Annotated in this window: 21 protein-coding genes and 1 pseudogene; 4 read left to right on the forward strand and 18 right to left on the reverse strand. The window is 49.4% G+C overall.

The window, feature by feature from the left end; translation table 11 throughout:
- Window positions 1-41: 41 nt before the first annotated feature.
- The 8 genes and pseudogenes from KTH89_RS10090 to KTH89_RS24965 all read right to left on the reverse strand — a co-directional run.
- On the reverse strand, window positions 42-785 hold the full coding sequence (locus tag KTH89_RS10090) for an ABC transporter ATP-binding protein (protein ID WP_158344107.1): 744 nt from the start codon (window positions 783-785) through the stop codon (window positions 42-44).
- An 11-nt stretch (window positions 786-796) separates the two neighbouring features.
- On the reverse strand, window positions 797-1,573 hold the full coding sequence (locus tag KTH89_RS10095; protein WP_238721553.1) for an ABC transporter ATP-binding protein: 777 nt from the start codon (window positions 1,571-1,573) through the stop codon (window positions 797-799).
- The gene (locus KTH89_RS10100; RefSeq protein ID WP_238721501.1) at window positions 1,552-2,346 is read right to left on the reverse strand and encodes an ABC transporter permease; all 795 of its coding nucleotides are present in this window, start codon (window positions 2,344-2,346) and stop codon (window positions 1,552-1,554) included. Before KTH89_RS10100 ends, KTH89_RS10095 begins: the two co-directional genes overlap by 22 nt.
- On the reverse strand, window positions 2,346-3,110 hold the full coding sequence (locus tag KTH89_RS10105; protein ID WP_238721502.1) for an ABC transporter permease: 765 nt from the start codon (window positions 3,108-3,110) through the stop codon (window positions 2,346-2,348). Before KTH89_RS10105 ends, KTH89_RS10100 begins: the two co-directional genes overlap by 1 nt.
- Before the next feature lie 77 nt (window positions 3,111-3,187).
- Window positions 3,188-4,246: an ABC transporter substrate-binding protein gene (locus tag KTH89_RS10110; protein ID WP_238721503.1), complete on the reverse strand. Its 1,059-nt coding sequence runs from the start codon at window positions 4,244-4,246 to the stop codon at window positions 3,188-3,190.
- A gap of 473 nt (window positions 4,247-4,719) precedes the next feature.
- On the reverse strand, window positions 4,720-5,748 hold the full coding sequence (locus tag KTH89_RS10115; protein WP_158344103.1) for a LacI family DNA-binding transcriptional regulator: 1,029 nt from the start codon (window positions 5,746-5,748) through the stop codon (window positions 4,720-4,722).
- Window positions 5,749-5,868: 120 nt separating this feature from the next.
- Window positions 5,869-7,068 (reverse strand): glycoside hydrolase family 3 C-terminal domain-containing protein, encoded by a 1,200-nt coding sequence (locus tag KTH89_RS10120; RefSeq protein WP_408639962.1) that lies wholly within the window; start codon window positions 7,066-7,068, stop codon window positions 5,869-5,871.
- 54 nt (window positions 7,069-7,122) lie between these two features.
- Window positions 7,123-8,012, reverse strand: a pseudogene (locus KTH89_RS24965) (glycoside hydrolase family 3 protein); the annotation flags it as partial.
- 390 nt (window positions 8,013-8,402) lie between these two features.
- Here KTH89_RS24965 and KTH89_RS10125 point away from each other — a divergent pair.
- Together KTH89_RS10125 and KTH89_RS10130 are read left to right on the forward strand one after the other, a co-directional pair.
- Window positions 8,403-9,164 carry an MBL fold metallo-hydrolase gene (locus KTH89_RS10125; protein WP_238721505.1) on the forward strand — a complete coding sequence of 254 codons (762 nt, stop codon included), beginning with the start codon at window positions 8,403-8,405 and terminating at the stop codon, window positions 9,162-9,164.
- 273 nt (window positions 9,165-9,437) lie between these two features.
- Window positions 9,438-10,295 carry an AraC family transcriptional regulator gene (locus tag KTH89_RS10130; RefSeq protein ID WP_238721507.1) on the forward strand — a complete coding sequence of 286 codons (858 nt, stop codon included), beginning with the start codon at window positions 9,438-9,440 and terminating at the stop codon, window positions 10,293-10,295.
- A 53-nt stretch (window positions 10,296-10,348) separates the two neighbouring features.
- On the opposite strand, the gene KTH89_RS10135 is transcribed toward KTH89_RS10130, so the two are convergent.
- The 10 genes from KTH89_RS10135 to rimP form a co-directional block, all read right to left on the reverse strand.
- On the reverse strand, window positions 10,349-11,554 hold the full coding sequence (locus KTH89_RS10135) for a C40 family peptidase (protein WP_238721509.1): 1,206 nt from the start codon (window positions 11,552-11,554) through the stop codon (window positions 10,349-10,351).
- A gap of 124 nt (window positions 11,555-11,678) precedes the next feature.
- Window positions 11,679-12,617, reverse strand: coding sequence for a bifunctional riboflavin kinase/FAD synthetase (locus tag KTH89_RS10140; RefSeq protein WP_238721510.1), 939 nt, complete (start codon window positions 12,615-12,617; stop codon window positions 11,679-11,681).
- 4 nt (window positions 12,618-12,621) lie between these two features.
- On the reverse strand, window positions 12,622-13,536 hold the full coding sequence (gene truB, locus KTH89_RS10145) for a tRNA pseudouridine(55) synthase TruB (protein WP_238721512.1): 915 nt from the start codon (window positions 13,534-13,536) through the stop codon (window positions 12,622-12,624).
- Complete coding sequence (locus tag KTH89_RS10150; protein ID WP_158344097.1) at window positions 13,533-14,501, reverse strand: DHH family phosphoesterase; 969 nt, start codon at window positions 14,499-14,501, stop codon at window positions 13,533-13,535. The genes truB and KTH89_RS10150 overlap by 4 nt, the downstream gene beginning before the upstream one ends.
- Window positions 14,482-14,874 carry a 30S ribosome-binding factor RbfA gene (gene rbfA / locus KTH89_RS10155; RefSeq protein WP_158344095.1) on the reverse strand — a complete coding sequence of 131 codons (393 nt, stop codon included), beginning with the start codon at window positions 14,872-14,874 and terminating at the stop codon, window positions 14,482-14,484. The genes KTH89_RS10150 and rbfA overlap by 20 nt, the downstream gene beginning before the upstream one ends.
- Before the next feature lie 62 nt (window positions 14,875-14,936).
- Window positions 14,937-18,206, reverse strand: coding sequence for a translation initiation factor IF-2 (gene infB / locus KTH89_RS10160; protein ID WP_238721514.1), 3,270 nt, complete (start codon window positions 18,204-18,206; stop codon window positions 14,937-14,939).
- Window positions 18,184-18,540, reverse strand: coding sequence for a L7Ae/L30e/S12e/Gadd45 family ribosomal protein (locus tag KTH89_RS10165; RefSeq protein ID WP_330654953.1), 357 nt, complete (start codon window positions 18,538-18,540; stop codon window positions 18,184-18,186). Before KTH89_RS10165 ends, infB begins: the two co-directional genes overlap by 23 nt.
- A complete protein-coding gene (rnpM, locus tag KTH89_RS10170) occupies window positions 18,527-18,805 on the reverse strand; it encodes an RNase P modulator RnpM (RefSeq protein WP_238721515.1) in 279 nt (92 codons plus the stop codon). Before rnpM ends, KTH89_RS10165 begins: the two co-directional genes overlap by 14 nt.
- 21 nt (window positions 18,806-18,826) lie before the next feature.
- The gene (gene nusA, locus KTH89_RS10175) at window positions 18,827-20,005 is read right to left on the reverse strand and encodes a transcription termination factor NusA (protein WP_158344087.1); all 1,179 of its coding nucleotides are present in this window, start codon (window positions 20,003-20,005) and stop codon (window positions 18,827-18,829) included.
- Between the two features lie 24 nt (window positions 20,006-20,029).
- Entirely contained in the window at window positions 20,030-20,497 is a 468-nt protein-coding gene (gene rimP, locus KTH89_RS10180; RefSeq protein ID WP_238721517.1) for a ribosome maturation factor RimP, read from the reverse strand.
- A gap of 227 nt (window positions 20,498-20,724) precedes the next feature.
- Here rimP and KTH89_RS10185 point away from each other — a divergent pair, with 227 nt between their 5' ends.
- A complete protein-coding gene (locus tag KTH89_RS10185) occupies window positions 20,725-21,213 on the forward strand; it encodes a TetR/AcrR family transcriptional regulator (protein ID WP_238721519.1) in 489 nt (162 codons plus the stop codon).
- Window positions 21,210-22,427 (forward strand): cation:proton antiporter, encoded by a 1,218-nt coding sequence (locus tag KTH89_RS10190; protein WP_238721520.1) that lies wholly within the window; start codon window positions 21,210-21,212, stop codon window positions 22,425-22,427. The genes KTH89_RS10185 and KTH89_RS10190 overlap by 4 nt, the downstream gene beginning before the upstream one ends.
- The last annotated feature ends 48 nt before the right edge of the window (window positions 22,428-22,475 follow it).

A 22,475-nucleotide genomic window follows, 5' to 3' on the forward strand; every position in this document is an offset into this window, starting at 1 on the left:
CTCCTACTGTATTCTCCCGAATACAGATTCTATAGACTTCCCTACCACCATTTGATCAGATCGGTTACCTGATTTCTCAATTTTACAAATTCTTCGCTGGCAATATCCCGGGGCCTGGGCAGCGGGTTATCCAGGAAGGTTTTAACCGTCGTCGGCTTATTGGTCAGAATCAGAATCTTACGGCCCAGGTAGACGGCCTCCTCGATATTATGGGTGATAAACATTACGGTAGTTCCGGTTGCTTCCCAGAGCTTGATCAGCTCATCTTCCAGCTTGTATCTCAATTCGATGTCCAGCTGGGCATAAGGTTCATCCATCAGCAGAAGATTCGGCTTCGTGGCAAACGCCCTGGCGATGGATACCCTCTGCAGCATACTGGCCGACAGCTGTCTGGGGAAAAATTTCCGATACGGGGTCAGGCCTACGATCTCCATAAATTCCTCGACCCGCTCCTTTTTTTCCTTCTCCGCGACCTTTTTGATGTCCAGGCCGAACCGGATGTTTTCTTCCACCGTCAGCCACGGCATAGTGGAGTTTTCCTGAAAAATATAGGATACGTTATGTTTTTTAAGATCTACCGGTTCGTCATCGATCAGAATCTGGCCGGAGGTGATCTGATACAGGTTCGTCAGGCTGTTCAGGAAGGTGGTCTTCCCGCATCCGGTGGGGCCTACCACGCACAACAGCTCGCCTGCCTCCACCTCAAAATTCATATTATCCAATACAAGGAGATCACCGAATTTCTTCGTTAAATTTACCGCCTTTATATTCGCTCCACGACTCATTTGCTCTCCTCCTATTTCGTAATATCCACGATGCTGGTGATTTCCTTGCGCAGCCGCAGGAACTCGGGATCCACATAGCTTCGGGGCCTGGGCAGATCGATCTTATATTCCGCCTTGATGGTCGCCGGGCAGTTGCTGAGCACCACGATCCGGTCCGCCAGATACAGGGCTTCTTCTATATTATTAGTGACAAAGATAACCGTCCGTTTTTCCTTCTGCCAGATCTTCTCGATCTCTTCCTGCATCATATAGCGGGTCTGCGCGTCCAGCGCGCCGAAGGGTTCATCCATCAGCAGCACGTCGGGCTCGTTGCAGTAGGCCCTGGCGATTCCCACACGCTGCTTCATGCCCCCGGATAATTTTACCGGATAGGCTTTTTCAAATCCCTGCAGTCCCACCAGATCGATGTAATACTGTGCCTTCTTCTGCCGTTCTTCTTTTCCGACGCCCCGGATCTTCGGGCCGTATTCCACATTTCCCATGGTGGTCAGCCACGGAAACAGATTGATGGTCTGGTAGACGACCCCTCTGTCGGCGCCGGGCCCCGTGACCGGCTTGCCGTTGACCGTTATCTCGCCGGAAGTGGCCGGCAAAAGTCCGGAGATCAGATTGATCATTGTGGTTTTTCCGCACTGGCCGGGCCCGAACAGAACCAGGAACTCATTCTTTTTCACCTGGAGATCGATATCGCCGATCACCACGTGCTCTTCTCCCGCCAGGTTTAAGAACTTCTTATGGACAGCCTTGCACTCGATGACCGGAGCTTCTATTTTCCTCTCACGTTCCACTGACATAATTTGCCTTCCACTCCTCTCATAATGGTTGCTAACAGGAAGCCGACGATACCGATTGCCAGGATTCCCACAAAGATCTGAGAAATATTATTGATGTCCATTCCGCTGACAATCAGGAACCCCAGGCCCTTAGAAGAACGGACCATTTCCGCCGCCACCACGGCCGCCCAGCTGGAGGAGATACCGATCTGCATCCCCGCGAAGATATAGGGGATCGTAGCCGGAATAACCACGGTGCGGAACACCTGGGCTTCATTGGCTCCCAGCATCTTCGCGCAGCCGACCAGCTCCTGATTGATGGATTTGGTTCCCATGAATACATTAATCGTAATGTTATTAAAGGCGGACAGAAAAATGATAAAATATGCCATTGTCTCGCCCAGGCCAAACCACAGAATCGCCAGGGAAATCCAGGCAATGGGAGGGATCGGACGGATCATTTCATAGAACGGACGGAAAATGGCTTCCGCCAATCTGTATCTCCCCATCAAAAGCCCCAGGCTGATACCCAGGACACAGGCCACGGAATATCCCACCAGCACCCGGCTCAGGCTCCAGAACGTATGTCCGAATATGGTATATCCGGCCGTCTTCTGGGTGAATGCCTCGAAGAAGCTTTTCAAAATGACGATAGGTCCTGGCATGATCTCTCCCAGCCTGGTTCCGTTGGTCCCGAAATGCCAGATCAGGAGGAATCCCAGAATCGCTATGATTCCGCAGATCAGCCGCCAAAAATCATCTCTGTCCTTAAACAGTTTTTTCGTCATTACCATCTGCCTCCCCTCAATACCAGTTTTTCCAGCAGGTTCAGCAGGACGCCCAAGAGCGCTCCCACAATACCGATCATCGCCATACCGGCTATGATGATGTCAACCCGCATAAGCCCCCGGCTCTGCTGGATCATAAAGCCCAAACCTTTCGTGGATGCCAGAAGCTCCGCCGCGATCAATGCGCCCCAGGAGGTTCCAAGCGCCGCTTTCATGCCGGTCATAATCATGGGAAGGGCGGTGGGAATCGCGATCTTGAACAGCTGGGTCGTATTGCTGGCCCCGTAGATCTGTCCGACCCACAGATGGACGCTCTCCGTCTGCTTGATTCCGGAATAGGAGTTGATGACACAGGCGGTAAAGGATGAGATAAAGATAACCATAGATTTTGACAACAATCCAATGCCAAACAGAATGATCATCAGCGGAATCCAGGCGATCCCCGGAACCGGACGGATCAGATCAAACAGAGGTCTTGCGAACCAGTCGAATTTCTTATACCAGGCCATACAGATTCCAAGCGGGATGCCGATCAGCAGGCCGATCAGATAACCCGACAGCGCCACCTTAAGGGAAGCCCCCAGATGCACCAGCATCGTGGCTCCATCCGGGTTTTTATCCGTAAATTTCAGGAAGAAAGCCTTCACTACCGCCACCGGTGTGGGAAGCATCCCGCCCGGATTCATCGCCGCGCAGATCTGCCAGATAATCAGGAAAATGGCCACGGCTGCAATAGAGATCAGCGTATATTTTTTCTCTTTCATGGAGTTCCTCCTTCTTTTGAGGGAGCTGCCGCCTCAGTCTTTCACCGACCGAAGCGCAGCCCCGCAAAAGTATGTCATTATTTTGTTTCCGGTTTAATGTCGATGCCCAGCGCTTTGTTCAAATAACTGGGGTCCAGTGAGGAGTACAGGTTCGGAATCTGATCTTCCGTAATTTTTCCATTTTCCACATAGAATTCACCCTGGTCGGTGAAACATTTTCCGAAGGAGTAAGTGCCGTCTGTAAAGTCATCTTTACCCATGTATTTTCTTACGGCGATCTCATCCGCCATATCCTGCTCCGAGTATTCTCTTCCGTTATCTTTGAAGAACTTCATGGAATATTCGCTGCGAAGAGCGTCGTCCTTTAATTCCTCGTCGGCTCTGATTACGCATTTTACAAACTTCTCAATATCTTCCGGGCGCTCCTTGATTACTTCCGATCTGCCGAACAGGGCGTCGATGATGCTGAATCCGGTAGCTTCTTCAAAAGTCGTGATCTGTACCATGCCTTCGTTCTGAGCATTGAAGGAATAAGGCGGATAAGCGGCCAGCGCGTCTCCCTCACCGGCCACAAAAGCCTGGAAAGCGGGACCTGCATCCATATGTACCATGGTGTAATCGTCACTGGTCAATCCGAATTTGTCCATATATTTGGATACGTTTAACTGTGCCGAGGTCCCGAGCTGACCCAGAACCGTTTTGCCCTTCAGCACTTCCGCGGAACCATATACATCGGGAGTATCCGAAAGTTCTCCCTGGACACTTAAGATATCGGAATCGGGTCTTACATAGATTCCCATTCCGCCGGAGGTACATAACTCAGCCAGCAGCGTACAGTTACCGGATGCAAGCGAGAAGATCGTGGCGGCGCCGGAAGCGGCCAGGTCGATCTGTTTTGCGGCGATGGCTTCATTGATCGGAGCGCCGGTCTGGAAAATCGAAAGTTCCACTTTCAGGCCTTCCTCCTCAAAATAGCCTTTGTCATACGCGTACTGCACCGGAACGCCTACGGATGCCGGCATAATTCCCACTTTCAAAGGTTCTCCCTCTTTTTTACCTCCGCATCCCGCCAAAGAGGCAGCTGCCAATACGGTTATAAGTCCCGCGCAAATAATTTTTTTCATTCTTCCTTTCATTTGTCTCTCTCCTTTTTTGTGTACGTTAACAGTTCTATTTCATTATAAGCAAGCGTGCGAAATATGTCAATTTTTATTTGATTTCACCGACATTTTTGTGATTATTAAACTATTTATTAGTTATAATTTTGTGCATTTATCACATATTTTGTATATTTTTATTTCTTTGACTTTGTTTTTGCAATCCCATTTCCGTTACCGTACACAGTATTTTGTAATTCTCTCCTCTTATTCAGCTATCAGATAATACGAATCGCATACAGCTGTGGTATTTATTCCATAAGAGCGCCTCCTATCGTGCTCAGAGTTGTGAGAAACAGCAGCGCCCGGCAAAGCCCCGCCGACTATTTTTCGTGCATCGCCCATAAACGTTATAAATCCGGGCGCTATGTGTTCTCCGCCATAAAAAAACTGTTATAACGGAACAGCCTGTTTCCTTAGGCCATTCTATTATAACAGCAAACCCAGATCCGTTATCCTGGCATATTTTCCCTGATCACAATCTCCGACTCGATCGTATGGGTAAATTCCGTCAGTTCGCCGGTCAGAAGATAACTAAAGATCATCTTTATCGTCTCATACCCCTGCTCATACGGTTTCTGATTGATCGTCGCGTAGATGTACCCCTCTTCCAGGCCTTCCCTTGTAAAATTCTGAAGATCAATACAGATAATTTTAATTTTATACAGCAGATCCAGTTCCTTTAAAGCCACGATTCCTCCGTTGCTCAGAGAAGTGGCATACCAAAGAGAAGTGATCTCCTGATGTTCCTGAAAAAATTGTTTTACTGTTTTATAGATCTCTATATCATTCGACGGTATTTCACAGACTCCCGCCATCGTAATCTGCGGATACCATTTTTCAAGGGTATCCTGTAGGCCTTCAATCCTTTGCACATGCCCCAGCATTTTCATTCCCGGAGTAACAATCGCCAGTTTCTCCTCGCCTCTGGCTATCATATTGAAAAGCCCGGCCGTAATCCCTCCGGTCCGATAAGCATCGATGCCGATAAAGTAGTGCGGATTCCTGGTCTTAATATCGTTGATAAAACAAAATACAGGGAATTTCTGATCGATCAGCTCATCGATCCGGTCGATCACCGGCTGCTCGTTAATCGGGGTGATCGCCAGGGCCGAAACCCCTTCCTCCAGCAGCCGGTCAATCAGAGCCAGCTGATCATCCACGTCAAAATTCCTGCTGTAATAGCTGATTACCGTAATCCCATAATCCACCAGCTCTTCGGTAGCCGCCTGGACCCCCAGTTTCACCTGCTCTATAAAGAAATTATTCTTTACATGAAATACAACCCCTATTTTAGGAGCTTTCTTTCTAAGAGCCAGCGACTTCGCCATCAGGTTTGGTTTATAATTCAGTTCCTTCGCAATCTGCCGGACTCTGGCCTCAATATCCTTCGACACGTTTCCGCGGTTATTCAACACACGGTCCACCGTCCCCTTAGACACCCCGGCCAGCTCCGCAATCTGATTGATGGTTACCGGCACATCAACACCTCATCCCTTAAACTTTCGATTTTAACACCCTTCCGCTCATATTTTTCAATTATATTGAGTTTCCCAAACTCTGTCAAGTGAAAATAAAGCTCCATCGAAAGCAGGCCCCGGTTACCATTCCAACTCCACCTGCATCACGCCGCTCCCCGACAGCTCGCAGCTTCTTTTATCCGGCTGGTGGAAGCCGGCATAGAACCGGAAGCGTTTCCCGTCCCGGAATCTTCTTCCCTCATCGTCCACCACGGTGAACTCCCTTTCCTCCACACAGAAGTCCAGTTCCGCTTCCTGCCCCGGCTCTGTACATATCCGTTTAAAACCGCACAGATGATAATTTTCGTCTGCATATGCGGAATCCAGATTCCGGATATATATCTGGAGCACTTCATCCGTCTTGACTTTCCCGGTATTTTTTATTTTTACCTTCAAACGGGCCTCTGCATCCTGTTTTTCAGGCGTTATACCCAACACTTCCACCTTTCCATAGGTCAGTCCATACCCGAACGGATACAACGCTTGTGTCTTCATATACCGGTAAGTCCGGTTTTTCATGGAATAGTCCTCATAAGGCGGCAATTCATCCAGATCCTTATAAAATGTAACCGGAAGCTTTCCGGATGGGGAACAGCGGCCGAACAATATATCCGCAGCGCTCTTTCCTCCCCTGGCCCCGGGATACCACAATTGCAGAACCGCGGCGCAATGTTCCTGGGCAAAGCTTAGATCCAGCGCGCTCCCGGATGACACACACAGGATTACCGGCTTTCCGGCGCCCACCACTTCTTCCAAAAGTTCCCTTTGCACCAGTGGGAGCTGAAGATCCTGCTTGTCGCCGGACCCGTATTCATTCCCCGTGTCTCCCTCTTCCCCTTCCAGGAATTCGTTCAGGCCCAGATTCATGATTACCACGTCGCTTTGTTTTGCCACTATCCTGGCTTCCGATAACCGGTCCTGCCTCCAGGCCAGATGTTCACACCGGTCCTTCACGATATGGCATCCAACCGAATACAAGGCCCTGGTCTCCTCCCCCGCCTCGTTTAAAATACCTCGCAGCAATGTTATATACTCCGTAGCGGTTCCGTGATAATTTCCAATCAAAGCGGTTCTGCTGTCCGCGTTTGGCCCGATAACTCCGATTGTTTTAAGCCTCGATTTATCCAGCGGGAGAATCCCGTTATTTTTTAGAAGCACGATTCCCTTCCTTGCCATTTCCTCGGATGTATGTAAATGCTCCCGGCATTCTACTTTATCATACGGGATATTATCATATTCGTTATCCGTGCTGTGCATGCCCAGCAGAATCCTGGTTGTCATCAGCCGTTCCGCGGAACGGCTGATCTCCTCTTCCGTCACAAGCCCTTTTTGATAAGCCTGCAGAATCCGAAGATAAGTGTTTCCGCAGTTTAAATCACAGCCCGTTTTTAAGGCCATAGCTGCCGACTCCTCCGGCGTGCTCGTCACCTTGTGGTGCTGGTGAAAATCACGGATTGCCCAGCAGTCGGAGACAAAGTGTCCCAGAAACCCCCATTTTTTCTTAGGGTCTCCTGGATTAAAGTTTTGCTCGCGCAGCAGGGTTCGCCGTTTGTCCGGTTATAAGCTCCCATCACGGCCTCCACGTGCGCTTCCTTTACCAACGCTTCGAAGGCCGGCAGATAGGTTTCCTCCATATCTTTCGCCGTCGCCCTTGCGTCAAACTCATGCCTCTGGGCCTCCGGCCCGGAATGCACGGCAAAATGTTTGGCGCAGGCTGCGGTTTTCAGATATTTGCCGTTCCCCTGCAGCCCCTTGACAAAGGCAACGCCCAGCTTCTTCGTCAGGTACGGATCCTCACCATAAGTCTCCTGTCCCCGTCCCCACCTTGGATCCCGGAACATGTTAATATTAGGGCTCCATAGGGTCAGTCCTTTGTAGATGTCCCGGTCCCCTTCTTGTGAATAGGCATTGAATTTGGCTCTGCACTCCGTAGCGATCTGATCCGCCACCTGCCGCAGCAGTTCTTCATCAAACACGGCCGCCATCCCGATCGCCTGCGGATAGATGGTGGCGCATCCCGCCCTGGCCACCCCATGAAGCCCTTCATTCCACCAGTTATACGCCGGTATGTTCAGCCGCTTTAACGGCGGCGCGTCATACTTTAACTGGGCGGCTTTTTCTTCCACCGTCATCAATTCTGTCAATTCTTTTGCACGTCTTCTGGCTTCTTCTCTTTCCATCTGCATACTCCTTTTCTTTTCATAACGCATATTATTTTTCCGCATCTTGACTTTGCCTTTTCTGTACAGCGGTAACGCATCCACGCCGATGATGGCAGCCAGCGTAATAATGGTTTTGGCCTTTGCGGTTTTGATTTATGAAGTTTTGATTTATGAGGTTTTTATCTATAAGGTTTGGGTTTGTATAGATTGGGGTTACAAGGTTAAATTATTAGAATTTAATATCAATATAAGACAACAGACTGACTATTTCATCTTAGAAATTGCTATTTACTTATCAAATATTGCTAAGTATTATCCTTAACAGTATCCCATTAATACATGCCCTTTGGGCGGAATTTGACTTTAATGAGGCTTGGCTTTAGAATGTAAATATTGATACCTGTGGCGGAAAAGATGTGCCTGATAAATTCTAATTTGAAGGAGGAGTAGACAATGGAGAACTGGTTTACAATAGATAAAACAGACGGAAATACTTACATTATTAGCGAATATCGGCATTGGGAAGAAACGCACTGTTATTTGCTAAACGGAAGTGAGCGGAGCCTGCTTATAGACACAGGACTTGGTATTTCAAATATATATGATGAAGTGATAAAGCTTACGGATAAACCCATCACGGCGGTTGCAACACACATTCATTGGGACCATATTGGAGGACACAAATATTTTCCGGATTTTTATGCACATGAAAAGGAATTAAATTGGCTGAATGGAGAGTTTCCTTTATCCTTGAAAACAATTAGAGAAATGGTTGTTGACCGCTGCGATTTACCTAATGGTTTTGATGTAGACGATTATGAGTTTTTTCAGGGCATGCCGACAAAAGTATTAGCTGACCAGGATGTAATCGACATTGGCGGACGCCAAATAGAGGCGCTGCATACACCTGGACATGCACCTGGACACTTATGCTTTTGGGAAAAAGATAAAGGATATTTATTCACTGGCGATTTGGTTTATAAAGATATCCTATTTGCCTATTATCCATCTACTGACCCGGAAGCATACCTTATTTCACTGAAAAAGATTTCAGCTTTGCCTGTCAAAAAAGTATTTCCGGCACATCATTCATTGGATATACAGCCGGAAATTTTAATTCGTATGCGAGATGCGTTAGAACGGCTGAAAGCTGACGGAAAACTGCATCATGGCAGTGGTACTTTTAACTATGGAGACTGGGGAATATGGCTATAAAAATCCCCGGTCTGTCGGGTTTATTATAGTACGCCTCATTGGCATAAGGGGGAGCCAGTTCGTGTCCGGATGGGGGGACCCCTGCGGCTTTTACGGGAACTGATTCGCAGCATCCGCTGCTCAATAAGGTATACTTAACAGCATCCCATTAATACATGCCCTTCAGGCGGATTCGCAGCATCCGCTGCTCAATAAAGTATACTTTTTACGGCAGAAATACTATAATACCTTTAAAACCCTTTGTTTATGATAAATACCGCCGTGGAGGTATATATGATTGAAAATATTAATGGAAAACATGAGACGGTTCACTTCAAAGAACACAATGCAATTAAAATGTATCTGAACGACGAATTCGAAGATTATCCGGAGCATTGGCATACACCGGTTGAAATAATATTTCCAATCGAAAATCATTATATGGTCAGCTGCGGCAACGTGGATTACCATTTAAAAGAAGAGGATATACTGCTCATCACACCCGGCACGCTCCACCGAATCTCTGCTCCGAAAAGCGGAATGAGAATTATTTTTCAGGTTGATTTGTCTTTTCTAAATAGGTTTCAGGATATTGATTCGGCTATATCTATGTTAGCACCGGCAAAAATCATTACCCCCGGGACAATGCCCTCCATCTATGAAGACGCGAAAAAGCTTATTCTGGAAATTCAAAGAGAGTGTCTGGAAGCCGCCCCCTTATGTGATGCGCTTGCCTTTGCAAAAATCGCTGAATTCTTCGTATTGCTTGGGCGGGAATGTCTGTGTAACAACCTGCTGTTTGATGTCGCACCAACCAAGCACCAGGAGTATACAGAAAAATTTTTGAACATATGTGATTATATCAGCGCCCACTGTGCGGAGGATCTGACTCTGGACGATATAGCCGGCAGGGCGGGCTTCAGTAAATATCATTTTTCCCGGCTCTTTAAGCAGTTTACCGGTGAAACCTTTTATAAATTTTTGAATACGAAACGAATCGCTTATGCACAGAATCTTTTGATCGATCCCGGTCTTTCGATCACAGAGATCGCGTACCTGTCAGGCTTTAACAGCATTTCCTCTTTTGTCCGGATGTTTAAAGCTCTGACCGCTTATACTCCCACCGCTTACCGCCAGCTTTATCATTCCTGATTGTTCAAAAAGGGGACATGTCCAAATGGACATGTCCCCGATTAACCGATTGCTTATTTCATTACCCGGGTTGCGCATACAGGGGTTCTGTAATACATTCCGGAAATCTTGATGCCGGACTTCGGAGAGCTGGCGTGAACGACCTGTCCTCCCCCGATGTACAGGGCTACGTGATTGATACCGCCGCCGTTGCTGTAGAAAACAAGGTCTCCGGGCTGTACTTCATTTAATCCGACACGGGTTCCGCAGTTAGCCTGTGCTCTGGAGGAATGGGGAAGCCCGATGCCAAACTTGGCATATACGCCCATGGTAAATCCGGAACAGTCCGTACCGTTGGTCAGGCTGGTTCCGCCGTATACGTATCGGTTACCGACAAACTGCTTCGCATAGGATACGACAGAAACGCTCTTTTCGGATACGCCTTCACCTACCTGCAGCTCCTGGATCGTGGAAGCCTTGGGCAGCTTTGCGGATACATCCACATATTCCGCGGATACGTAACCCTCGTCGCCGTCGATATTAACTTTTACCCAGCCATCCAGTTCTTCCAGCACCTCCAGTTCCTCCTCTATCGGAACCAGGGTGACAATGGTGGATTCGGTATTCGGCTCGGCCCGCACATACAATGTGGTGGTGTTGACCTTCGCCATCTTTGACATCGCCTGCTGCGCCGCTTCCGTAGCCGCGTCGCCGGTCAGCAGATATTCGCTCTTTACATATCCGGTCACTTTTCCGGATTCGATTTTTGTCCAGTCTCCCTGAACTTCTAAAACTTCACAGCCGGCATTTTTAGGCATCTTACCGACCAATTTTGCACCTTCATCGGGTTCTTCACGGACATTCAAATGATTGTCCACCTGGGCAATTCCCAGATTCGTATAGCCTTCGACTTGTACAGCCGGAGCCGCCTGCTCCTCTGCCGGAGCCTGTGTTTCCGGAGCCGCCGCCTGATCTGCCGCGGGCTGGTCCGTGTTCGCTGCCGGAGCTGCCGCTGGCGTCGCGTTTGCCGTGGCTACCGCTTTTGCATCCGCCATAATTCCGGCCATGGCCGGCGCATCGGTCTGGGCCGCAGGCTGTGTATTTTGAGCAGTTGTGTTCACGCTGGTGGAAACATTGGCTGTCTTCGTCTCTATCTCAGCAGAAATGCCCGCTCCTGCGAAGCTGTTGGCGGTGGATGCCATTGCTACGGCGTCCCCTCCGAATATCATAGCTCCGGTAAGACTCAGGCACAAAACTGCAAGTACAATCTGTTTTTTCATTCGAACCTCCTGTTGGTCTTATGTAAATTATTGTAAATTATTACGTAATTGTTAAATTTATTACCAATTTATTATAACACAGCACACTTTTTTGTCAACAACGAAGGCTCATAAATCGCACTTTTTACAAATTGTTCATATTTTTGGCAAAATATGTTATTCCGTATTGAATGTCTTTCTCCATCTGTTCTTTGAGCGCGTCCATAGACTCAAATCTGCGCTCTTCCCGTTCGAAGTTCAGAAGTCCCACTTCGATATAGTTACCGTAGAGATCTCCTTCGTAATCAAAGAGAAAGGTCTCCACCCCGACGCTTGTCTCTCCTCCGACCGTGGGCTTATACCCGATATTCGTCATGCCCTGGTATATGACATCATCCACCCGGGTCATGGATACATACACCCCGTTGGGAGGCAGCAGCTTATCTGCCGGCGGCATCAGGTTCACCGTAGGCATTCCAAGCGTCTTGCGCCCGATCTGCCTGCCATGGGCCACGGTCCCCCGGATCATGTAGGGATAGCCAAGCAGCGCTTCCGCCACTTCCATATGTCCCTGCTTTACCTCTTCTCTTACATAGGTGCTGCTGATTTCCCGTCCTTCATATACTTCCTTCTCCACCACGTGCAGACGGTAACCGCAGCTGTCTGCGAACGCCATTAAAGTCCCGCAGTTTCCCGACCGCCGGTATCCGAAATGAAAATCCGTGCCAACCACCAGCTCTTTTACCCGAAGCCGGTTCACAAGGATTTCCCGTATAAACTGCTCCGGCGTCATATGGGAGATCTCAGGGCCGAAGGGGCATTCCACGCAGTAATCGATCCCCTCCCGTTCCAACAGCGCTCTGCGCTCCTCATTGGTCGTCAGAACCGACAGGCCGTTTCCCGACAGGGCTGCCTGCGGAGGGACCGAAAAGGTAAACACCACCGTCTTTTCCCCACCGGTGCACCATTCTTTCATTTTTGTCAACAGCTTTTGATGGCCCCGGTGCAGTCCGTCGAATTTGCCTAAGGAAACGATGGAGGAAGTATCCATTTGAAAGTTTGTCAGGTCTGTAATGTATTCCATGTTCTCAATCTCCTAAAAACATTTTCACCGGCTGAAATCGGCCGCGTTCTGTCTGGCATTCATAGATGCCGTAGAAACCTCCCGCCTCGTCATAGACCCGGACTTGTCCCGGCCCGGCGAAGCCAAAGCCCGGCCCGCCCGCCTCCAGCAGATGTCCCGGCAAAAACGCATTGCCATTTTGAATCAGCTTCCGGAACTCGCTTTTTACGGTCACGGAAGGTATCCCGGCGAACATCTCATCCACCGGAGTCAGTATCTGCTCTATCCGCCCATCCGCCGCCAGCTGCCGGATCTGGTCCAGCTTTAAGCTGTCCTTTAACGTAAAACGCCCTACTTGCGTCCGAAGCAGGGATTCCATACAACCGCCGCAGGCCAGTTTTTCTCCGATGTCCTGGCACAAGGCGCGTATATAAGTGCCTTTTGAACAGCGGACCGTAAAGCGGATCAGGGGCGGCCGGCATTCCAGAATCACGATTTCATAGATTCTGACTCTCCTGGCCTGTCTCTCCACTTCTTTTCCTTCCCGGGCAAGTTCATATAATTTTTTTCCATTGACCTTCCGGGCGGAATACATGGGAGGTATCTGGTCATATTCTCCCACGAAGCTGTTCACCGCTTCCTCCGCCTCTTCCGGCGTCACCTGTACTTCCCGGACTTTTAGCACCTGTCCGGTCATATCCTGCGTGTCTGTGTTGATTCCCAGTCTCAGCACCGCTTCATAGACCTTTTCTTCCCCAGTCAGCATATCGCAAAGCTTCGTGGCTTTTCCAAGGCACACCGGCAGTACGCCCTGCGCATCGGGGTCCAGCGTACCGGTGTGCCCGATCTTCTTCTGCTTTAGAATTCCGCGCAGCTTCGCCACCACATCATGGGAAGTATATCCCCGTTCTTTGTAAACGTTGATCACTCCGTGTATCACTCTTGTTCTACCTTCCTTTTCAGCTGCTTTTCGATGTGAGGGGTCAGGTTATTGATCACGTCGAACATCGTTCCCTGCATGGTGCATCCCGCCGCTCTCACATGGCCGCCGCCGCCGAAATAGACCGCGATTTCGCTCACATCCACCTGACTTTTAGAACGCATACTGACTTTAAATTCCTGGTTTCCGGATTCATAGAGGAATACCGCCACCTCGACGCCTTCCGTCAGCCTTAGCTGGTTCACGATTCCTTCAAAATCCAACGGCCCAACGTGATAAAAATCCATGTCCTTTTTGCGGAAGCCGCTGACGATACATTTTCCATCCAGCAGCAACATGCTTTCCATCAGCGCCCGGCCCAGAATCTGATTCTGAAGATAGGTCTTTTTATAAAAAGTCTCATCCACAATCCAGGAAAAATCAATTCCCTTATCCATCAGAATACCGGCGATTTTCATGGTTCTGGAGGACGTGCAGGAATACTGAAACACTCCCGTATCGCTGGCAATCCCGGTATAGATAGCCTCCGCCATCTCCCGGGTCACGTTCTCCTCCCCGATCACTTCAAACACCAGTTCCGAGGTGGAACTGGCATCCGGCACGATATAATTGACCTGGGCAAACCCCTGGTTACTGACATGATGATCGATGCAGATGGTCTTCTTCGCCGTATCAAACAGCTCGCCCGCTGCTCCTAACCGCTCCTTGTCACTGGAGTCAAGAGAAATGAACACGTCATAGGGTCCCGCTCCATCGATCTCATGGCGGATCTGATCCACGCCCTTAAGGAAACCGTATTCCGGAGCGATTTTTCCCAGGAACACATCTGTCTGAACATCAGGAAAACAAGTAGTCAGATACAGATACATCCCCAGGCAGGACCCGATGCAGTCGCCGTCCGGTTTTACATGGCCGGCGATCGCAACGGTTCTTACATTTTCAAGTTCAGATGTCAGATTGATCATCTACTTCACCCTTTTCATTCAAGTCCCGGTTGACATCGTCAATAAGCTTCGACATGTTGATTCCATATTCGATGGACTGGTCCAGCACGAACCGGATTTCCGGCGTGTTGCGCAGGTTAATGGTGCGCGCCAACTTCGTCCTGATATAGCCTTCCGCGCTCTTTAAGCCTGCCAGTGTATCTTTTTGGGACTCCTCATCCCCCAATACGCTGATGTAGGCTTTGCATGTCTTCAGATCCGGCGCCACCTCAACCGCCACAACACTGGTCATGGGATTGATCCGCGGATCCTTGATACCCGCGCGGATAATTTCGCTTAATTCCTTTTGTACTTCCTGGTTTATTCTGGTGTTTTTAATACTGTTCTTTCTCATGTTTCACACCTCGTTTTCAGGCTTACCGCCCATTTTTTCCATCAGGCACTGCCTGTGGGAAATTATCTGGGGACCTCGACCATGGTATACGCCTCGACCAGGTCCTCCTCTTTGATATCATTGAAGCCTTCCAGCACAAGCCCGCATTCAAAGCCGCTCTTGACTTCTTTCACATCGTCTTTGAAACGCTTCAGAGAGGCCAGCGGTCCTTCATAGATAACCACTCCGTCTCTGGTCAGCCGTACCGTACAGTTTCTCTGGAAGATACCATCCAGTATATAAGCGCCGGCGATCGTTCCGACCCCGGATGCCTTAAATGTCTGACGCACCTGCGCATGGCCCAGAACCTTCTCCTCAAAGACAGGATCCAGCATGCCCTTCATGGCCGCTTCCACATCGGCGATCGCATCGTAAATTACGCGGTACAGCCGCATATCCACGCCCTCGCGTTCCGCCGTATTTTTCGCCGTAGCGTCCGGGCGGACATTAAAGCCGATAATGATTGCGTTGGAGGCGCTGGCCAGGATGACGTCGGATTCGTTGATGGCGCCTACGCCGCCGTGGATGATCTTCACGACCACTTCTTCGTTGGACAGCTTCAGCAGACTTTGTTTGACCGCTTCCACAGAACCCTGGACATCGGCCTTCACCACGATACCCAGCTCTTTGACATTGCCGGCCTTGATCTGTGTGAACAGGTCATCCAGCGACATCTTGGCTTTGGTATCTTCCAAAAGTCTCTCGCGGCCTTCGGAAATAAAGGTCTGCGCAAAATTTCTTGCCTCTTTATCGTTTTCCGGCGACACAAAGATATCACCGGCGTTGGGAACATCGCTTAATCCTAAAATTTCAACAGGCGTGGACGGTCCGGCTTCTTTTACCCTTCTGCCCTTATCATCCATCATCGCACGGACTTTTCCGTAGGAGGAACCGGCGGCGATGGAATCTCCCACATGCAGAGTTCCTTTCTGTACCAGGACGGTGGCCACCGGGCCTTTTCCTTTATCAAGCTCTGCCTCGATTACCAGTCCTCTGGCTCTTCTCTTGGGATTTGCCTTCAGCTCGCATACCTCGGCCGTCAGAAGGATCATTTCCAGAAGATTGTCAATTCCCTCATGGGTATGAGCGGATACCGGCGCAAAGATGGTGCTGCCGCCCCAGTCTTCGGGAATCAGTTCATATTCGGTCAGTTCCTGCTTTACACGCTCGATGTTGGCGCTGGGCTTATCTATTTTATTAATTGCTACGATTATTTCTATTCCTGCCGCTTTGGCATGGTTGATCGCCTCTATGGTCTGGGGCATCACGCCGTCATCGGCGGCCACCACCAGAATTGCGATATCGGTGGAATTCGCTCCACGCATACGCATGGCGGTAAATGCCTCATGGCCAGGCGTATCCAGGAAGGTGATCTTCTGCCCGTCGATGGATACCGTGTAGGCTCCGATATGCTGGGTAATGCCTCCGGCTTCTTTGTCGATCACATGGGTATTCCGGATCGCATCCAGCAGAGATGTTTTACCATGGTCAACGTGACCCATAACACATACAACGGGAGGTCTGGGAATCAGGGTAGCCGGATCTTCCTCTTCTTCCTTCAGCAATTCTTCGATCACATCCACCTTTACTTCCGCTTCCGCGATGCAGTTGAACTCCAGCGCAATCTCCTCGGCCTTTTCAAAGTCGATTTCCTGATTGACGGTCACCACCGATCCCTGTAAGAAGAGTTTCTTTACAACGGCGGCCGCCTGCACCTTCATCTTTTCTGCCAGCTCTTTGATCGTCATGGTTTCCGGCAGGATAATGGTGCGGATCGTCACTTCCTTCGGCTCCTGCTGAACCGGCTTCGGCGCGGGGGCGTTATTTCTGCCCTTGCCGCCCATATTTCTCTGGTTCGGCCTGTTATCCTGATATCCACGGCGGTCATTCCGGCCGTTCCTGTCTTTATCTCTGCTGCGGTCGTTTCTGTCCCCTCTCTCTGCTCTGGAGGTAACATTCTGCTTCTCCGTAGCCTTTGTCTGAGGCGGCTTCGGTATCGTAAGACCATCTCTCATCGACGGAGCGCCTCCCGGCCTGGTTCCCTGGGAACGGTTATTCTGACCCTGAGGCCTGCCGTTCTGTCCCTGATAAGGACGGTTGCCATACTGGCCCTGGCCGCTTCTTTGGCCGCCCTGGCCCTGGGAGTTTCTCTGATACTGGCCGGAACCCTGATTCTGGTATTGGCCGGAACCCTGGTTCGGACGTCCGTTCGGGCGGTCTCCCTGCGCCGGACGGTTATACTGGCCCTGGCCGCTTCTCTGGCCCTGGCCGGCCGCTGTGTTCCTGTTACCGTTATTATTCTGCTGTCCATAGGGTCTGTTTGATCCATAAGACTGCTGATTTCCTGCCGGTCTTTGAGACGAATTCCCCTGCTGGCCGTTCGGTCTGTTATACTGGGATGCTCCTGCGGGTCTGTTCTGGGAACCCTGCTGTCCCTGCGGACGCTGCCCCTGATTCCCCTGATAGGAGCCATTCGGCCTGACACCCTGGTTTCCTGCCTGACCGGCCGGTCTGGTTCCCTGCTGGCTCTGGCTCTGCACCGGTCTGGCGCCCTGCTGGCCCTGACCCTGTACCGGTCTGGTTCCCTGCTGCTGGCCCTGACCCTGTACCGGTCTGGTTCCCTGCTGGCCCTGACCCTGCACCGGTCTGGTTCCCGGCTGGCCCTGGCTCTGTACCGGTCTGGTTCCCGGCTGGCCCTGACCCTGTACCGGCCTCGTTCCCGGCTGGCCCTGACCCTGTACCGGCCTCGTTCCCGGCTGGCCCTGGCCCTGCACCGGTCTGGTTCCTTGCTGGCCCTGGCCCTGCACCGGTCTGGTTCCCGGTTGGCCCTGTACCGGCCTCGTTCCCGGCTGGCCCTGACCCTGCGCCGGTCTTGCTCCCTGCTGGCTTCCCATAGGCCTTTGTCCCTGGGGTCTGGGATTCTGACCGGGCCTGCCTGCCTGCGGACGGCCCGACTGGCGGTTCAGCGAAGCCTGCTGGCTGTTCTGCGGATTATATACCTGAATGATATTGGGCTTTTTCTTCGGTACCTCCTGCTGCGGACGCGCCTCGGGCGCATGCGCCGTCGCTTCCCCGGCGGGTGCGGACGGGCGCTGTACCTGGCTCTGGGGCCTTGCCTGGCTCTGTACCTGTGCTTTTGGGGACAAGCTTTTTCTCACCATATCCACCTGTTCATCAGACAGGCTGCTGGCATGTGATTTTACTTCTATATTTTTCGACGCAAGGACCGTTAACACGTCCTTGCTCTCTTTGCCTAATTCTTTTGCTAACTCATATACTCTCAATTTCGCCATACTTACTACCTCCAGTTTTTGCCGCGTTAGTATTAACAAGTTCCTTTTCCACTGCCTTCGCAAACCCTGCGTCCAGCAACGCTAACGAGGCCCTCATTTCTTTACCCATTGCATGACCCAGTTCCTCTTTACTACCAAAAAAGTATACCGGCACTTTATAGTAAGTACACATATTCCGAAACATTTTTTTGGTATTGTCGGATGCCTCGTCTGCTACGATCACCAGGCTCGCCTTCCCGGATTTTACCGCTTTCTCCGTGGAAAATTCTCCGCTGGCCGTCTTGCCTGCTTTGGTAGCCAGACCTATGAGGGACAGGACTTTATTCTGTTTCAAGAGCATCCAACTCCTCTCTTAATCGCTCGTATACTTCTTTCGGGATACTCATCTTCAGGGAGCGTTCCAGGCCGCGGCTTTTGGCCGCTTTCTCAAAACACTCCCGGGAATAACAAAGATAAGCCCCTCTGCCGTTTTTCTTTCCGGTGGCATCTATCACAATTTCGTTCTCTGCGGTTTTTAAGACGCGGATCATTTCCTTTTTGCTCTTCATCTCACCACAGCCGGTGCATTTACGTAACGGGATCTTTTTATTTGTACTCAATCTACCACTTCCTTTGAAGACTTACTGCTGTTCGTAATCTTCTATATATTCTTCTGTCGCAAAGTCCTCATCCGTATACTCTTCATCTGCATAATCCACATCCGTGTACTGAAGATCCTCCGGATAGTCCTCATAGCCCAGATCTTCCATATAGAAGTCACCGGCCTCCCGCGCCTGGGTTTCACTCTTGATATCTATTTTAAAGCCGGTCAGTCTGGCGGCCAGTCTCGCATTCTGGCCCTCCTTACCGATGGCAAGTGATAACTGATAATCCGGAACCACAACCTTGGCTGTCTTTTCATCCGCGTCCGCGATAACGGACACGACCTTGGCCGGGCTTAATGCATTTTCAATCAGAAGCGCCGGATTCTCGTTCCAATTGATGATATCTATCTTTTCTCCCCGCAGTTCGGAGACGATGGCATTGACTCTGGCGCCGTTCATACCGACACAGGCCCCCACCGGGTCCACATTCGGATTATTGGACCACACGGCAATCTTCGTTCTGGAACCGGCCTCTCTGGCAATACTCTTGATCTCCACCGTTCCGTCCCGCACCTCAGTTACTTCCTCTTCAAACAAACGTTTCACCAGCTCCGGGTGTGTCCTGGAAACGAGAATCTTCGGCCCCTTGGTCGTATCCTTTACCTCCAGCACATACAGCTTGATCCGCTCCGTGGGACGGAACACTTCGCCTTTGACCTGCTCATTCTCGGTCAGCAGCGCGTCCGCCTTGCCCAGATTAATACTGACATTCTTCCCAACATAGCGCTGTACAATACCGGTAACCACATCTCTTTCCTTCTCATAATACTGATTGTACAGGACTTTCCGCTCTTCCTCCCGGATCTTCTGAAGAATTACGTTTTTGGCGTTCTGGGTGGCGATCCGGCCGAATTCCTTGGATTTGATCTCTACATTGACGATATCGCCCAGGTCGTATTTGGAATCCATCAGCTTGGCGTCTGACAGGCTGATCTCCAGCACCGGGTCCTCCACCTTTTCCACAACGGTCTTTTCGGCAAATACCGCAAATTCCCCTGTCTCATGATTGATATTGACCTTTACATTATCCGCTTTTCCAAAATGGTTCTTACAGGCTGTCAGCAGGGAGTTCTCAATCGCTTCCATCAGGGTTTCCTTGCTGATATCCTTCTCTTTTTCCAAAATGTTCAAAGCTTCCATTAATTCCGTATTCATTTTCTCACTTTCCTCCTAATATGATTAAAAATCAAAGGCCAGGCGGATCAATGCGATATCCGCTCTCGCGATTTTCATGGTCTGTTCATCTTCAAACGCAAGGGTCACGCTGTCTTTATCATATTCTTTTAAAATTCCGGTGAACTCTTTGGACCGGTTGATGGGCCGATAGGTTCTCACTTCTACCTCTTCCCCGATACTTCTTAAGAAGTCTTTTTCTTTCTTAAGCGGACGCCCCAGCCCCGGAGAACTAACCTCCAGAATGTACGCTTCGTCAATCAAATCTTTCTCATCCAGCAGATCGCTTAACTGCCTGCTGACCAGTTCACAGTCGTCGACAGTGATTCCGCCTTCTTTATCAATATAGGCCCGCAGGTACCAGTTGCTGCCTTCTTTTACATACTCTACATCCACCAGTTCGAACTGATGCGCTTCTATAATTGGTATCAGCAGCTTTTCCGTCTCTCGTTCGTATTGCTCTCTCTTTGTCATTCCTACACCTTCCTTCTACTTATACCAACAAATAAGAGTGGGCATTCACCCACTCTAGTCATTCTACCTTGTAATTATCTTATTTAGTATATCACTTGGATAACCAGATTGCAAGCACTTTTTCCCCATGCTGCAAAATACCTTTTTAAGGGAGTCTACTCTTCGAATCTTGACATGGAAAAACATATTAACTATAATGGAAACAAAAAAAGGAGATTTCGTTTCCAATGAAAGAAAAAATTATCCAAGCATCCATTGAAAGCCTGCGGCAGGAAGGCTTAAAATTTTCAATAGATACATTGGCAGACAAATTAAGCATTTCCAAAAAAACTATTTACAAATATTTTCCTGACAAAGAAACGCTTGCCTTGGCTTTATACGAAACATATTATGCCGATGTAAAAGAACAGGCAAAAATGCTGGTAATCAGCAATCCGGCATCCTCCCGTTTTGAGCTGCTTCATCTTTACTTTGATTCAAAAACAATGATCCGCAAAGATATTTTTAATAAGTATAAGTTGAATAAGACGATCTGTTCCTATGCCACAGAACAAAATGATGCTCTGTGGGAAATAGTCACCGCATCATTTGACGGCCAAACCTCAGAAGCCGACAGGAAGACTCTCCGAATCATCGTAGACGGCTCATTTGAAAAGCTTTGTAATGCCCGGCTCGATCCCAACGCTGTCATAGAAAGGCTGGTGCAATTGTTATGATCATAGGATTGCTTCATATTTTCGCAATCATTTGTATTGCTTCTGTCTGCGGTAAACTGATATCAAAGCTTAAACTGCCTGCTATCCTTGGCTGGCTGATCGCAGGTATTGTTTTCGGACCCTATCTTGCCGAGGTGGTAACTTTGGATATTACAAACGCCTTATGGTACAAAGTTCTCATAAAATTCTTTGAATGTTTCGCCGGTGTAATGATTGGACGTGAAATCATCTTCAAAAAAATTGCAAAATCAGGCAAGCAAATTATCGGTATTACCTTTGTGCAGTCGATTGGAACATTTATATTTGTTACCGCAGCTTTTTCTGTTGTGTTTGTAATATCGGATATTCCTGTTTATTTAGCGTTTATTTTCGGAGGCATCGCACTGGCGACCGCTCCCGCGCCCGCCCTGTCCATTGTAAATGAATATCACACAAACGGTCCTGTCACAAAAACATTGCTTCCTCTTGCCGCAATAGATGATATCATCGGTGTTATCGTTTTCTTTACCGTAATTTCTATTGTAAGCGGAGTGAACGGAAGCTCCTCTGCCTCGCCTTTTGCAATCGCCGGTATGGTTTTACTACCATTTGCCATTGGCATTTTCGCAGGACTTTGCGCCTCACTTTTCATGAAGAAGACAAATAGCATTCGGCTTCGCCTGGTTATTCTGCTGTTTTTCCTCTGTGTATCAGCGCTTTGTGGTCTGTTGATTGACCATTATCTATTCCATTCATTCAGTCTGAATTATTTACTGATCGGCATGGCCTTCAGCGCTGCGGTCGTCAATGTTATACCCGAAGAGGAACTCACAGACACCTTAAAGCTATATAATCCTCTGTTGAATCTGTCACTTGTCATAGTCATTGTGAACCTCGGCATGCCTTTGGACTATCGCCTGATCGCCGGCGCCGGACTCTTTACAGTCATCTACATTCTGTCGAGAGCTGTCGGAAAAATCGGCGGTGCTTACCTGGGCGGCAAATTGACAAAAGCCGAGCCTGTCGTTACAAAATATCTTGGCTTTACACTGCTCCCGCATTCAGGGGTATCCCTGGTATTTACGGGAATCGCCGCTACCACCTTAACTGCGTTTGATGCTTCTCTTGCTGCCATTGTGTCTGGAACAATTGTTGCAGCTGCGATAATCAATGAAATTATTGCAGTTATTGTAGCAAAATTTGCTTTTAACTGGGCTGGAGAAATCGAAGAATAGCGGAGTAACCGAAGAACGGCAAAACAGCGGAGCTTATCTGAAGCGCTC

This window comes from Diplocloster agilis, assembly GCF_019042275.1.
In the GTDB taxonomy this organism is placed as follows: domain Bacteria; phylum Bacillota; class Clostridia; order Lachnospirales; family Lachnospiraceae; genus Diplocloster; species Diplocloster agilis.

Excerpts from the sequence above, each read along its gene's own strand:
- KTH89_RS10090 (WP_158344107.1), bottom strand. The coding sequence starts at position 785 with ATGAGTCGTGGAGCGAATATAAAGGCGGTAAATTTAACGAAGAAATTC.
- KTH89_RS10100 (WP_238721501.1), bottom strand. The coding sequence starts at position 2,346 with ATGACGAAAAAACTGTTTAAGGACAGAGATGATTTTTGGCGGCTGATC.
- KTH89_RS10105 (WP_238721502.1), bottom strand. The coding sequence starts at position 3,110 with ATGAAAGAGAAAAAATATACGCTGATCTCTATTGCAGCCGTGGCCATT.
- KTH89_RS10110 (WP_238721503.1), bottom strand. The coding sequence starts at position 4,246 with ATGAAAGGAAGAATGAAAAAAATTATTTGCGCGGGACTTATAACCGTA.
- KTH89_RS10120 (WP_408639962.1), bottom strand. The coding sequence starts at position 7,068 with ATGACAACCAGGATTCTGCTGGGCATGCACAGCACGGATAACGAATAT.
- KTH89_RS10125 (WP_238721505.1), top strand. The coding sequence starts at position 8,403 with ATGGAGAACTGGTTTACAATAGATAAAACAGACGGAAATACTTACATT.
- KTH89_RS10130 (WP_238721507.1), top strand. The coding sequence starts at position 9,438 with ATGATTGAAAATATTAATGGAAAACATGAGACGGTTCACTTCAAAGAA.
- KTH89_RS10135 (WP_238721509.1), bottom strand. The coding sequence starts at position 11,554 with ATGAAAAAACAGATTGTACTTGCAGTTTTGTGCCTGAGTCTTACCGGA.
- KTH89_RS10140 (WP_238721510.1), bottom strand. The coding sequence starts at position 12,617 with ATGGAATACATTACAGACCTGACAAACTTTCAAATGGATACTTCCTCC.
- KTH89_RS10150 (WP_158344097.1), bottom strand. The coding sequence starts at position 14,501 with ATGATCAATCTGACATCTGAACTTGAAAATGTAAGAACCGTTGCGATC.
- rbfA (WP_158344095.1), bottom strand. The coding sequence starts at position 14,874 with ATGAGAAAGAACAGTATTAAAAACACCAGAATAAACCAGGAAGTACAA.
- infB (WP_238721514.1), bottom strand. The coding sequence starts at position 18,206 with ATGGCGAAATTGAGAGTATATGAGTTAGCAAAAGAATTAGGCAAAGAG.
- nusA (WP_158344087.1), bottom strand. The coding sequence starts at position 20,005 with ATGAATACGGAATTAATGGAAGCTTTGAACATTTTGGAAAAAGAGAAG.
- rimP (WP_238721517.1), bottom strand. The coding sequence starts at position 20,497 with ATGACAAAGAGAGAGCAATACGAACGAGAGACGGAAAAGCTGCTGATA.
- KTH89_RS10185 (WP_238721519.1), top strand. The coding sequence starts at position 20,725 with ATGAAAGAAAAAATTATCCAAGCATCCATTGAAAGCCTGCGGCAGGAA.
- KTH89_RS10190 (WP_238721520.1), top strand. The coding sequence starts at position 21,210 with ATGATCATAGGATTGCTTCATATTTTCGCAATCATTTGTATTGCTTCT.